At 73.9% G+C, this 12,898-nt stretch carries 11 protein-coding genes; 2 read left to right on the plus strand and 9 right to left on the minus strand.

Features of this window, described 5'->3' with window-relative positions; all coding sequences use genetic code 11:
- The first annotated feature begins 84 nt into the window (after window positions 1-84).
- Window positions 85-2,526 (plus strand): tetratricopeptide repeat protein, encoded by a 2,442-nt coding sequence (locus tag RVR_RS09465; RefSeq protein WP_202233420.1) that lies wholly within the window; start codon window positions 85-87, stop codon window positions 2,524-2,526.
- A 323-nt stretch (window positions 2,527-2,849) separates the two neighbouring features.
- On the opposite strand, the gene RVR_RS09470 is transcribed toward RVR_RS09465, so the two are convergent.
- The 9 genes from RVR_RS09470 to RVR_RS09510 all read right to left on the minus strand — a co-directional run bounded on the left by RVR_RS09470 (window position 2,850) and on the right by RVR_RS09510 (window position 12,117).
- Complete coding sequence (locus RVR_RS09470) at window positions 2,850-3,458, minus strand: hypothetical protein (protein WP_202233421.1); 609 nt, start codon at window positions 3,456-3,458, stop codon at window positions 2,850-2,852.
- Window positions 3,455-4,702, minus strand: a complete 1,248-nt coding sequence (locus tag RVR_RS09475) for a hypothetical protein (protein ID WP_237404658.1) — start codon at window positions 4,700-4,702, stop codon at window positions 3,455-3,457. The genes RVR_RS09470 and RVR_RS09475 overlap by 4 nt, the downstream gene beginning before the upstream one ends.
- A 700-nt stretch (window positions 4,703-5,402) precedes the next feature.
- On the minus strand, window positions 5,403-5,834 hold the full coding sequence (locus RVR_RS09480) for a TIGR03668 family PPOX class F420-dependent oxidoreductase (protein WP_202233422.1): 432 nt from the start codon (window positions 5,832-5,834) through the stop codon (window positions 5,403-5,405).
- Window positions 5,834-6,658, minus strand: a complete 825-nt coding sequence (locus RVR_RS09485) for an LLM class F420-dependent oxidoreductase (protein ID WP_202233423.1) — start codon at window positions 6,656-6,658, stop codon at window positions 5,834-5,836. The genes RVR_RS09480 and RVR_RS09485 overlap by 1 nt, the downstream gene beginning before the upstream one ends.
- A gap of 231 nt (window positions 6,659-6,889) precedes the next feature.
- Complete coding sequence (locus tag RVR_RS09490) at window positions 6,890-8,299, minus strand: RICIN domain-containing protein (protein WP_202233424.1); 1,410 nt, start codon at window positions 8,297-8,299, stop codon at window positions 6,890-6,892.
- Between the two features lie 220 nt (window positions 8,300-8,519).
- On the minus strand, window positions 8,520-9,335 hold the full coding sequence (locus tag RVR_RS09495) for a hypothetical protein (RefSeq protein ID WP_202233425.1): 816 nt from the start codon (window positions 9,333-9,335) through the stop codon (window positions 8,520-8,522).
- Window positions 9,332-10,285 carry a hypothetical protein gene (locus RVR_RS09500; protein WP_202233426.1) on the minus strand — a complete coding sequence of 318 codons (954 nt, stop codon included), beginning with the start codon at window positions 10,283-10,285 and terminating at the stop codon, window positions 9,332-9,334. Before RVR_RS09500 ends, RVR_RS09495 begins: the two co-directional genes overlap by 4 nt.
- A 130-nt stretch (window positions 10,286-10,415) precedes the next feature.
- Window positions 10,416-11,225 (minus strand): ABC transporter ATP-binding protein, encoded by an 810-nt coding sequence (locus RVR_RS09505; protein ID WP_202233427.1) that lies wholly within the window; start codon window positions 11,223-11,225, stop codon window positions 10,416-10,418.
- Window positions 11,212-12,117, minus strand: a complete 906-nt coding sequence (locus tag RVR_RS09510) for an ABC transporter permease (protein ID WP_202233428.1) — start codon at window positions 12,115-12,117, stop codon at window positions 11,212-11,214. Before RVR_RS09510 ends, RVR_RS09505 begins: the two co-directional genes overlap by 14 nt.
- A gap of 119 nt (window positions 12,118-12,236) precedes the next feature.
- Here RVR_RS09510 and RVR_RS09515 point away from each other — a divergent pair, with 119 nt between their 5' ends.
- Entirely contained in the window at window positions 12,237-12,845 is a 609-nt protein-coding gene (locus RVR_RS09515; RefSeq protein WP_202233429.1) for a TetR/AcrR family transcriptional regulator, read from the plus strand.
- The last annotated feature ends 53 nt before the right edge of the window (window positions 12,846-12,898 follow it).

Here is a 12,898-nt window from a genome sequence, read left to right on the forward strand (position 1 = left end):
TTGAAGGAAACGGGCGGAACGGGACGTCCGGTGCGGCCCGGGCCCGGACGGTCGCGGGCCGGCATCGGTGAGGGGCGGGCGGACATGCGGGACGACGAAGTGGCCGAGGCGCTGTTATCGGCCAAGCTGCTGCACGGCAGCGGACGCGGCGCGACGGCGTGGCGGGAACTCGCCGCGCTGGTCGGCTCCGCGGCCGAGGACGACCCGGACCTCGCCGCCGCGTGGCATGACCTGCGCGCGGACACCGTTGCCGGAGCCGGCGGCACCGGCGTTCCGGCGACTGTACGCGGCCACGCGGCGGTACTCGCCGCGTGCGCGGCGCGGAACGGCCCGCTGCTCGACCGGCTCCGGGCGTGGGTGGCCCGTCTTCCGGCGGAAAGCGCGGAGCCGGCGGGCGTGGAGCTGGTCGCCAACACCCTTGCCGGCGACGCGCAAGTGCACGGCCCGGTGGTGCAGGCGCGGGACATCACCGGCGGCGTCCACGTCCACCAGGTCCGGCCGCCGGCGCCGCCGCGTCCGGTGCCGCGCCAACTCCTGCCGGTGCCCGCGCACTTCACCGACCGGCGGCGGGAACTGCTGATGCTCGACGAGTTGCGGGACGGCCGGGAGCCGGGTGTGGCGCAGGTGATCGTGGTCACCGGTCAGGCGGGCGTCGGCAAGACCGCGCTGGTCTCCCGGTGGCTGGGCGGGCGGGAGGCGGAGTTCCCCGACGGGCAGCTCTACGTGGACCTGGAGGGCGGCGCGCCCGGTGCCCCGGCCGGCCCGGTGGAGGTGCTGGGCTCCCTGCTGCGCGCGTTCGGCGAGACCGTCGAGCCGACCGGCCTCGCCGAGCGGGCGGCGCTGTGGCGCTCGGTCACCGCCGCGCGCCGGTTCGCGCTGATGGTGGACAACGCGCTGACCGCCGCGGACGTGCGGGTGCTGCTGCCGAGCGCGCCCGACAGCCTGGTGCTGGCCGCCAGCCGGCAGCGGCTGACCGGACTCGCGGTCGACGGCGCCGGCTTCTGCCGGCTCGGCGTGCTCGACCCGTCGGCCGCGCAGGAGTTGTTCGCCCGGGGCGCCGGCCGGGCGCGGGCCGAGCGGGAGCCGTCGGCGGCACGGGAGATCGTCGCGCTGTGCGGGGGCCTTCCCCTGGCGATACGCCTCGCCGCGGCGCGGCTGGCCGCGCGGCCCGACCAGCCGGTGGCGTCGTTGCGCGACGCGCTCACCGCCGGCGCGGGTCCGCTGGGCGAGTTGCGGGCGGAGGGCGCCGGCACCGTGCAGGCGGTCATGGACGCTTCCTACCGCGCGCTGCCCCCGGACGCGGCACGCCTGTACCGGTGCCTGGGCCTGCTGCCCACGGGCCTGTTCGACCCGGCGCTGGCGGCGGCCGCGGGCGGCTGGGACGCCGCCGGGGCCGGGCTGCTGATCGACGTGCTGGTGGAGGCGAACCTGCTGGAGCCGTCGGGCGCCGACCGGTACCGCTTCCACGCCCTGGTGCGGCTGCACGCCGCCCAGCGCGCCGAGGCGGAGGACCCCGCGCCGGTCCGCGACGAGGTGCTGCGCCGGTACGTGGACTGGTGCCTGGCGGTGGCCACCGCGGCGGAGGAAGTGCTCTCCCCCAGCCACCGCACCCTGCGGCGCGACTACGCCTTCCCCCTCCCGGCGGTGGCGCCCTTCGCCGGCGACGCGGAGGCGCTGGCGTGGCTGGAGGCGCACCACGACGCGCTGGCCGCCGCGGTGTCCCTCGCCGCGGACCGGCGGTGGCACGCGGCCGCCTGGCAACTCGCCGACGCCCTGTGGCCGATGTTCCTGCGGCTGCGGCTGTACGACGCGTGGATCGCGGCCCACGGGACCGGGCTCACCGCCGCCCGCGAGGACGGCGACGCCGCGGGCGAGGCGCGGATGCTCACCTCGGGAGGCATCGGGCTGCGCAGCGCCGGACGCCACGAGGAGGCTTCGGCGTGGTTCACGCAGGCACTCGAACTCGCCCGGACGAAGGGCGACTTCCGTGACGAGGCGCAGGCGCTGACCGGGCTCGGCACCACCTGCCGGGAGGCCGGGCAGCTCGACCGCGCGGCGGCGGCGCACCAACGGGCCCTCGAACTGCGCGAGCTGGTCGGCTACCGCCGGGGGGCCGCGCTGTCACGGCTGCGCCTGGGCGAACTCGCCCTTGACCTCGCGGACTTCGAGGCCGCGGCCGACCATCTCGACCGCGCCCACCGCGACCTGGCGGCCGAGAACGACCTCTACGACGCGGCGCGCGCCAGGGCGCTCCTCGGGTTCGCGTGGGCCCGCGCCGGCCGGCGTGCGGACGGCGAGCGGGAACTCGGCCGCGCGCTGGAGGAGTTCGACGCGACCGGTTCCACGTTCTGGCGGGCCAGGGCGCTGGAGATGCTGGGCGAGCTCGCCGAGCACGCCGGCGATCTGGCCACCGCGCGGCGGCGGTACGGGGACGCGCTGCTGATCTACGGTGCCGTCAGCCCGCTCGACGTCGAGCGCGCGCAGGGGCGCCTCAGGGCACTGGGCCCCGAGGACGCCCCGTCCTGACGCCCGCGTCGATGCCCGGGGCCGTGAAGCCCCGGTCCTGACGCCCGGGGCCGGCGCCCGGAGCCTGGCGCCCGGGTGGTCGGCCGCCGTTCGCCCCGGGCGGTCGGCCGCCGTTCAGCCACTGAACCGGGGCCGCGACGGCGGCAGTCGGCCCGCCCGCCCGGGCCGGAGCCCGGGGCCCGCCCACGCCGGTCGGCGCCGGTCCGCCGTGTGGCCCGGCGGCGGCGATCGGTACGGCGGCGCCACCGTACGGCGGGGCAGGCGGTCTCGGCTGTGCGGGCAGTGCGACCGTGCGGGCGGTGCGCGCGTCGGTGCGGCCGCGTTCAGGCCGGCAGGCGCCCACCGGGCCACGCGCCGGCCGGCGGGACCGGGTCCGGTCTGAACCGCACCCGGCCGCGCCCCGGCGCCCGCGGCCCGGCGGGCACCGCGAGGCAGATCGCCCTGAGGTCGGTCCACGACCCGCCGAGGACGAGTTCCGCGTGCAGGCAGGAGGCGGCCACCGCCAACTCCTCTGCGGTCGCGGGCCGTTCGCCGGCTGCCGGTGTCACCCGCACGCGCGCGCCGCCGCGGGCCGCGGCGACGCAGCCGCCGTCGGCCGTGCAGGCCACCGCCACCAGGCAGCCGGGGAAGCGTGCCAGCACCCCGTCCGCGGCCCGGGCCGCCAGCGCGGGCCGGTGCGCGCAGTCGAGCATGAGCACGTCGGCGCGGTCCGACCACGGCGAGCCCGGCGCGAGGCGGGCGTTCACGTGCTCGTCGACGATCTCGCCCGGCCCGCCCCACCCGCCCGGCGGCAGCCGCCGCACCGTCACGCGCGGGGAGGCGCCCTCACCGACGACCAGCAGCCCCGCCGGCCCCCGCAGGAGGGCCCCCGGCCGCCGGCACACCGTGGCGACGGCAGAGCGCGGCGCGGTGCCCGTACGTCGCGGCCTCACGCCGCCTCGCCCCTCGCGTCGGCCGTCCAGCGGGCGAGCGGGGAGGGGGACCGGACCGGTTCGGGCGGTACCGGGTAGGCCGGGCACCCGATGCCGAGCAGGCCGTAGACGAGCGCGCGGACCCGCTGGTTGAACCGCCCGGGCTCGGAGGTGAGCCGGGACGCCACCGCCTCGTACTCCTCACGGCGGTACTCCTGTGCGGCGTAGCGCAGTTGGGCCTCCAGCGGGCGGGCCGTCGTCAGGGCCGGGGCGAGCCGGGCCAGCGCGGCGGCCGGGGACGCGTGGTGCACGCGGTCGTGGGGGTAGCGGGCGAGCAGGATCGGTGCCGGGGTGACGGTGGCGTAGGAGGTGAGCGAGCCGTGGTCGCCCAGGACCCAGTCCGCGGCGGCCAGGTAGGCACGCCAGTCGGCCTCCGGCGGCACCAGCGCGACTCCTCTGCGGCGGTAGCCCGCCAGCCACGCCTGCACCTGCCACCAGCCGTGCCCCGCCCAGATGTTGGGATGGCTGAGCACCGCCACGCGGTAGCGCCGCCGGGGCAGCTCGCCGAGCAGGCGGGGCAGCAGTTCGTCCAGCGCGGTGAAGGAGGCACCCTGGCCCCACGTGCTGCTGACCACCACCAGTTTCTGTTCGCCGCGCAGCCCGAGCGCGTCGCGGTAGGCGGCCCGGCGCGGCACGCTGGCCGTGAGCCGGTCGTACACCGGATCGCCCACCACCGTGGCCACCGGCACGCCCTCGGGGCAGTTGCGCGCGAGGGTCGCCAGGTCGCCGTGGTGTGCCAGCGCCACCGCGGCGGGCACCACGCGCCCGTCCCGGGTGAGGTTGTCCCGGCTGAGCATGCCGGGCGGCCGTTCCTGGCCGGGCCGACCGTGCCAGACCCGCTGGAGTTTGATCTGTCCGGCACCGTGGGAGAACAGGACGATCGGGGCGCGGACCTGCTCGATGTGCTCCCAGCCCGCGGCCAGCGCGAGGTCGAACTCGCGGGCCACCGCCTGCTCCCACGGGATCACGGGGGCGCCGAGGCGCCGCAGGAACCGCAGCGCGCCCTCACCGAAGGCGGCGTGCGGCGCCACGGTGAAGAAGAGTTGCAGCCTCGTGTCGGAGTCGAACAACGGCAGGATGTCGCCGAACCGCTGACCGTACGTCAGCGTTTGCACGACCACCAGTATCGTCTTGCAGTTCCTCATCGTCATCCACTGCTCGCGTTCCCAATCCATCGGCCTTTCCGGGCCGATCTCGGCGCGCATAGGAAATCCCCCTCCGCCGTCCCGGATTCCTCTGCGTCCCGGGCGACTGCCCCACCCGCGCCGACGGATTCGACGCTTCCCGGTAGGGCCTCACCGGTGAATTACCCACGCTCTGCGGAGGGTTCCTTGCAGGGAGCTTGCAGCACCCTTGCTCCCGTGGCCGGCGACTGAGTGAAGGCTCCCGGACCTGCCCGTGGTTGTCCGGTGCGGCGGCGGATCATACGGCTTCGATGAGCGTATCGCCCGGTGGCGCAACGGAGTTGACCTTGGACTGTCGTTGTGCGGTAGTGTCCACGGACAACCACTCGGGCCTCGAAGATGAGCGCGATTGAGCACGGCCGTGCCCCGTTCTGCGCGCGGAACGCCGCCTCCCCAGGGAGTGTCACGCGGCGGTCGGAACGACGCCCCGAATCGTTGCCGTGCAATCCAAGCGTTGATGGACAGAAACCCTCGGGAGAAACACGTCCGTGAAGCGATCCACTTCTTCGCCGCGCCGCCGCGTCCTTTCCCTCGCCACCGCGGCGGGGGCGTTGGCGGCGACGGCCACCCTGGTCTGCATGTCCTACGTCGTCATGCCGTCGGGTTCCCCGTCCGGCACCGTGAGTGCGGCGTCCGCCCGGGCGGGCGGGGGGCGGTAGGCGCGCGGTTCCGGCCGGAAGAGGAGTGCCCTCTCCCGGCCGGAACGGCGAAGCCCCACCGGTCAGGTGGCGTGCCACCCGGTCCAGGCGGTGATCCGGGCCTCGACGACCTCGCCGACGGGCGGGCGACCGGCGTAGTGGCGGGGGTACTTCGCCACGAGGAGGGCGGTCCAGCGGGCCGCCTCGGGGGAATCGGCGGCCGGCGGCAGCACGCGGGCACGGCCGTCCGCCCGGGCCCACCACAGGCGGTCCCAGTCGTCGTCGTAGCGGTCGACGAGGAGCGAGACGGCGGGGTTCGCCCGGATGTCGGCGAGCCGGCGCAGCCGGGGCGAGCGCTTGGGCTTGTGGTCCACCGCCGTGGCCACCAGGTCCCCGTCCACCACGAAGACCACCGGCACCAGGTGCGGCCGGCCCGCGGCGTCCGCGGTCGCCAGCCGGGCGATCGGGGACGCCGCGAACCGTGCACGCGCCTCGGCGGCGCCGAGCGCGGGCATCAGTTGAAGCGGCCGACCAGTTCGGCGAACCGGTCGAGGTGCGCGAGCGCGGCCGGCTCGGGGTCCGAGGGCAGGTAGAACTGCACGCGCTCGACGCCGAGTCGCGCGTACGCCTCCAGCGCCTCCAGGTCGTCGGGCACCGCGTAGACCGTCACCGGGACGTCGCGGCCGGCCAGCGTGCGCAGTTCCTCGATCCGCTGCCCCAGCACCTTCGGCGGCAGGCTGTTGGCCAGCCAGGCGTCCCCGAGTTCGACCACCCGCGGGAAGGCGCCCTGGCCGCCGCCGACGTAGATCGGCGGGTGGGGCTGCTGCACCGGCTTGGGCCAGGCGAAGACCGGGTCGAAGTCGACGAACTCGCCGTGGAACTCCGCCTTCTCCTTCGTCCACAGCTCGATCATCGCGCGCAGCCGCTCGTTCGCGAGGCGGCCGCGGACGGCGGGGTCGGTGCCGTGGTTGGCCATCTCCTCGCGGTTCCAGCCCACCCCGATGCCGAAGACGGCCCGGCCGCCGGAGATGAGGTCGAGCGAGGCGACCTCCTTCGCGGTGTGGATCGGGTCGCGCTGGGCGACGAGCGCGATGCCGGTGCCCACCAGCAGCCGCTCGGTGACGGTCGCCACCGCGGCGAGCGCCACGAACGGGTCGAGCGTGCGGTAGTAGATGTCGGGCAGCTCACCGCCGCCGGGGTAGGGCGACTGGCGGCTGACCGGGATGTGGCTGTGCTCGGCGATGAACAGCGAGTCGAAGCCCCGCTCCTCCAGGGCCCGTCCCAGCGGAGCGGGGCGGATGCTCTGGTCGGTGATGAAAGTGGAGATCCCGAACTTCATACTGCTGGCTCCTCGTCGCGTCGCTCCGCCGGGGGGTCGCGCCCGGCGTTCCGTACAGGCATACCACCCGGGTACCGCCGGGAGGGGCGGGGCCCGCGGGGGTCCGGCCCGGGTGGGACCGCTTGCCGGAGTCAACAGGCAGGAGCGCCGTCCTCTTCCCGCGCGGGGGCGGAAGCCGTGGCGCGTGCGGTCCCGCACGCCGTCGCCGACGGCCCCCGCGCGGCGGGGCGGTCAGCCCGTGGAGTCGGCGGAGTCCGTCGTGGGCTTGCGGATCTGCCACTCCTGGTCGTCGGTGTCGGAGCAGGTGTAGAGGGTGAGCGGGGTGTTGTCGCCGCCGACGCTGAAGCCGGAGACGTCCAGGCAGACGTTGTCGCTGGCGTAGTTGCGGATCCAGTAGGCACCGTCGGACTGCTTGGCCAGCCACCAGAGCTGGTTGTCCTCGGTGGTGCCGGTGCAGCGGCCCTCGACGATCTTGGTGGTGATCGGCTGCGACCCCGTGCCCGGGACGTCCATGCACAGCCGGTCCTTGTCGTTGCGGATCTGGAAGAGCTGGGTGCCGCCCGGGCCGAGCTTCGGGTAGCGCACCTCCAGGTCCCACAGCTGGTTGTCCGAGTCGTCGTCGATGCAGCTGAACTCGTTGACCGCGCCGCCGATCTGGCCGTCGTCCGCACCGGGGATGTCGGCGCACTTGTCGGTGGTGGTGTTCCACAACAGCACCCGGGTGGCGGGCACCGGGCTCGTCGGCTTCTTCGCGCCACCGCCGCCACCGCCGCCCGAGGTCGACGTCGGGGTCGGGGTCGGCGCCTGCGTGGTGGGCGGGGTGGTGACGGGGGTGGTGGGCGGCGGCGACGGGGTCAGCGTGCTCAAAGCGGGCGGATCGACCTTCGCCGTCGCGAGCGAGGCCACCGCGGGCTTGTGGGTGAGCCAGAACATCGTGAAGGCGATCACGAGGCCGAGCAGCGCGCAGAACGCGGCCATGAGCCAGCGCGGCAGGAAGCCGCGCTGCACGTACTTGCCGTCGACGCCGACCGGTTCCGCCCCCGAGCGCGACACGTCGAGCGTGTAGGGGCGCTGCTGGCTGGCGCCGAACCAGATGATCTGCCGCGGCCTGAGCGTCGCCTTCACGAACGCCGCGCGCCCCGGCTCGATCTGGACGTTGGCCGGGTGGATGTCGTACCCGAGCTGGTCGCCGTTGTCGGTGCCCCGGATCGAGGCGGTGAGCCTGGTGTTGCCGATGTTGTCCACCGCGAGCTTCGGCCGGCCCCGGAAGCGCCCCTTGACCGTCGGCGGCACGATCTCGGCGCGGACCGCGGTGAACGGCGTGATGGTGAGGTTCCCCTCGGGGACCGTGGTGGCCTCGGGGCTCTCGGTCGGGACCACCCGGATCGCGTACGGGTTGGGGCCGGCGGTGGCGTCCGGAGTGCGCGGCGGCGAGAAGGTCAGCAGGATCGAGTCGGTGGTGCCCGGGTAGAGCCGCAGCACCTGCGGCTCCACGTGGACCCAGGGCGCGATGTCCCCCACGGGTTCAAAACGGTACTCGTCCACCACGTCGCCGGTGTTGCGCACCCGCAGCCGGACCGTGGTGCTCCCGCCTGGGTCGACGGTGGCGGACGCGGGTTCCAGGGAGGTCCAAAGGCTCACCTCACCACCTTAAGGAGCTTGTGTGCCGACACCACTGGCCCCATGGGCAGTTCACGCCGCCACGGGGGCGAAGACGGTTGCCCTTCGGGGACGGATCAGGCCGGGTCAGGACCGGTGCGGCGCCGGATCAGGCGGGCCCGCGGCGACCCGGCGGGGCGCCGGGAGCGGGTACGGCCGGCCCAGGCGCGGCCGGGGTGGGTACGGCCGGGGCGGGTCGGCGTCACGCCGCGGCCCCGGTGAGGAGGTGGACGAGCCGGTCGCCGATCTCGTCCTTGCCCGACACCGGCTCCGACGCCGGCTCCAGCGCACCGTCGCCCGCCTCCCGCGTGAGCAGGTGGAGCCGGCCGCCCTTGCGGGCGAGCACCAGGTCGGTGCTGGCCCCCGCGATCTCCGCGGAGCCCTGCGCGGTGTACTCGGTGAGCGTGAGCAGCGCGGCCCGCTCCGCCCCGGCGAGCAGGGTGTCGGCGGTGAGGCCGGGGTCGGGCGCGGCGGACTCGCCGCGGGGCAGCCAGTCGACGAGGACGCGGACGGCCTCGCCGAGTTCGTAGAGCCCGATCTGGTGGACACCGAGGGCGTCGATGCGCACCATCAGGCAGATCCGCTCCGGCTGCGGGAGCAGCAGCACGCGCCACGGCTCCCCCGCCGCGGTGCCGGTGGTCCGGGCGTCGAGGACGCGGCGGGCGCGCTGCTGGAACGCCACGGCGATGCCCAGGTCGCCGCGGACCTGGACCTGCTCGCCGTCTCCCGCCAGCAGCAGTTCGCGCGCGGCCAGCGAGCGGACGGCCTCGGCGAGTTCGTCGTCCGACGGGCGGGCCTCCAGGAAGTCCACGATCGCGTCGACGGCGGTCAGTTCGGCGATGGTGTACGCGCCGAGCAGCACCGGTCCGGTGTGCACCAGGTTCACCACGGCCGACACCAGGCCGGAGGGCACGGACGCCTCGCCGGGGCCGGGCCCGTCCGAGCCGCCCGGCGGACCGGGGGTGTCAGGCGGGTCCGGGGGGCCGGCGGGGGGCGTGTCGCGGTGCTGCTCGCTCATGACGGACCTCCTGACCGCAAGGTGCCCGGCCCGGGCTGCTCGTGGCGCTCGCGGAGCACCCGGGCGGCGATCCGCGACGGTGCCTGGGTCACCCACACCTCGGAGTTGCCGAACAGGCCGCGCCCGCCCCGGCCCGACAGCGCCTGGCCGAGCTCGCCGCTCAGGTCCGCCCGGTCGGGGGGCGGGAAGTGGGCCGCCAGCTCGCCGGAGACGGCCGTGGTGTCGTCGCTCTCCTCGATCCGGCGCAGCGTCCTGGCCAGGGTGCGCGCGACCGGCGGTGCCAGCGAGGTGGGCACGGCGACCACCGGCGAGAGGTACATCGGGCGCCGCTCGGTCATCCGCGACAGCCCCCAAGGGCCGACGTTGCTGCCGGTGAAGCGGTACTGGAGGTAGTCCACCAGGTGCCGCAGGTCGTCCACGCTGGGCAGGCGGGATCCGCCGAAGGCGGCCGGGGTCTTCTCCAACTGCACCCAGGTGCCGTTCGCGGTGCGGCCGTGCAGCTTCTCGCGCACCACGTGGCCGCGCATCCCGAAGTCGGGGTAGCGCTTCTTGTCGATGTCGCGGTGGTGGCTGGACAGCCGGGGGTGGTTGCCCCGGCCGGCGCGCCACTTGTCGTACAGCTCGCGGTCGTCCACCAGCACGTGGCCGCCGCGCAGCACGTCGCGGAGCTGGGGCACCTGGAGCCCGTGCCGCTCCAGGTCGTCGAGGATCACGGCCTCCTCGGGACTGAGCCGGCCGGCCGCCTTCACCAGGCCCCGGCGGTACTCCCCCGCGCGTGCGGTGATCTCGATCATCAGCCGGACCCGGCGGCGCACCGCCTCGGCCAGGTCCGCGGCGCCGGCCCGGCCGGCCGCGGAGCCGCCGGCGGCCGCACCCGGACCGTCCGCGGGGGCGGCACCGGGGGCCGACCCTCCGCGGGCGGCGGACGCCGGCCCGGACTCGCGCTTCATCTGGCCAGTACAGCACGCCCGCCGGAACCTCGCAGAGGTTGCGGCGGGCGCCGCCGGCGCTATGCTGCGCCGACTCCCGGCGGGCACCCGCCGGCCTCCGGTGGCACCCGGGACGCGGCCGGGCGCGCGGTCACTTGCCGGTCTTCGCCTCGTAGGCGGCGAGGACGTCCTCGGTCGGCCCGTCCATCAGCATCACCCCGTGCTCCAACCAGATCGACCGCTCACACGTGTCCCGGATCGACTTGTTGCTGTGACTGACCAGGAACACCGTCCCCGCCTCCTTCCGCAACTCCCGGATCCGCTCCTCCGACCGCCGCTGGAACGCCCGGTCACCCGTCGCCAACGCCTCGTCGATCATCAACACGTCATGATCCTTCGCCGCCGCGATCGAGAACCGCAACCGCGCCGCCATACCCGACGAATACGTCCGCATCGGCAACGAGATGAAATCACCCTTCTCGTTGATCCCCGAGAAATCCACGATCCCCTTGTACCGCGACCGCACCTCCTCCCGCGACATCCCCATCGCCAACCCCCCCAGGACCACGTTCGTCCCCCCCGTCAGATCATTCATCAACGCCGCGTTCACCCCCAGCAACGACGGCTGCCCATCCGTGTAGATCCGCCCCGACTCCGGCGGCAGCAACCCCGCAATCGCCCGCAACAACGTCGACTTCCCCGAACCGTTCGACCCGATGATCCCGATCGCCTCACCCCGATACGCCGTGAAACTCACGTTCTTCACCGCATGCACCCGCCGCACGTTCGTCGACCGGCGCTTCTTCGACAGCATCCGACCCAACGCCGCCGACGCACTCCCCTTACCCGTCCCCGCCCCGTACACCGTGTAGACGATGTTCACGTCCTCCACGATCACCGTCGGCACCATCGGACGACTCACCTGCACCGGCGGAAGCGCCGGCTGCTCAGCCACGGCCATAGGACTCTTCCGCCTTCCAGAAGTACACGTACCCACCGACACCGACGACCAGCGCCCACACCACCGCCATCGGCCACACATGCGCCGGCATCTGCGCCGCCGTCACCGAATCGATCAACGCGAACCGCATCAGATCGATGTACACCGCCGCCGGATTCACATCCAACAGGATCCGCAGGATGTGCGGCGCCGTCGTCGTCAACTTCGTGATGCTGTACATCACCCCCGACATGTACATCCACGTCCGCAACATGAACGGCATCAACTGCGACAGATCCGTCATCTTGCTGCCCAACCGCGCCACGATCAACGCCAACCCCGTGTTGAACACCCACTGACACAACAACGCCGGGAACATCAACAACCACGACGCGTCCGGCACCTCACCGGTCATCAACACGATCGCCAGCAACACGAACATCGACATCATCAACTGCTGCAACTGCATCAACGTGAACGCGATCGGCATCGACGCCCGCGGAAAATGCAACGCCCGGATCAACCCCAGATTCCCCGAGATCGACTTCACCCCGCTCAACACCGACGACTGCGTGAACGTGAAGATGAACACACCCGTCACCAGGAACGCGATGAAGTTGTCGATCCCCCGATGCGTACCGATCAGGATCCCGAAGATCAGGTAGTACACCGCCGCGTTCAACAACGGCGTCATCACCTGCCACAACTGACCCAGCCGCGCCTGCGTGTACTGCGCCGCCGTCCGCGCCTTCGCGAACTCGTTGATGAAATGTCGACGACCCCACAACAGACGCGTGTAGGTCAACAACCCGGGCCGCGCACCACTGACCGACAAGCCGTACATCCTGGCGAGTTCGGCGGGGCTCATGGCGGGGGCCTGCGGTTCGTGCACGGGAGCGAGGCGCTGTGTCATAGGAGGCGCTTTCGACTGGAACCAGACAGAACGGAACGATACCGTTCCGTCGCACCACAAACTCTAGGCGACCGCGACAACGGAACGCAACCGTTCCGTCGTGACGCTATGCTCGGGGCATGGAATCGAAGTCCCGTCGCCGCCCGGCCGGCGCCGCCGTGCTCCGCGAGGGGGTGACGGACGCCATCCGCGCCGCCGTCGTCGACGAGCTGGCGGCGGTGGGATACGGGCGGATGTCCATCGAGAACATCGCCCGCCGGGCCGGCGTGGGCAAGGCGGCGATCTACCGGCGCTGGCCCTCGAAGCTGCCGATCGTCCTCGACGTGGTCTCGGCCCTCGCGCTGTACGGCATGCCCGCCCCCGACACCGGCACGCTCCTGGGCGACGTGCGCCAGCTCATCGGGGCGACCGCGCGGCTCCTGGAGCACCCGCTCGCCGCCCAGATCGTGCCGGACCTGCTCGCGGAGGCCGCCCGCAACCCCGAGATCGCGCAGGCCGCGCACGCCGCCATGCGGCACACCCAGCGCGCGGTGGCGGCGGTCGTGGTGGGCCACGCGATCGAGCGCGGCGAGCTGGCCGGCGACACCGACGTGGACCTCGCGCTCGACCTGGCCATCGGCCCGCTGTACTGGCGCCTGGTGATGATCCGCACCGAGCGCCCGGCCGGCTACCTCGACGCGCTCGCGGCGGCCACCACCGCGGCCCTGTCGGCCGCGCGCCTGAGCTGACCCGCCCCACCCGGGCGCCCCACCCGGGGCGGGCATTCCGTCCGGACATCCAC

It is taken from the genome of Streptomyces sp. SN-593, assembly GCF_016756395.1.
Taxonomy (GTDB): Bacteria; Actinomycetota; Actinomycetes; order Streptomycetales; family Streptomycetaceae; genus Actinacidiphila; species Actinacidiphila reveromycinica.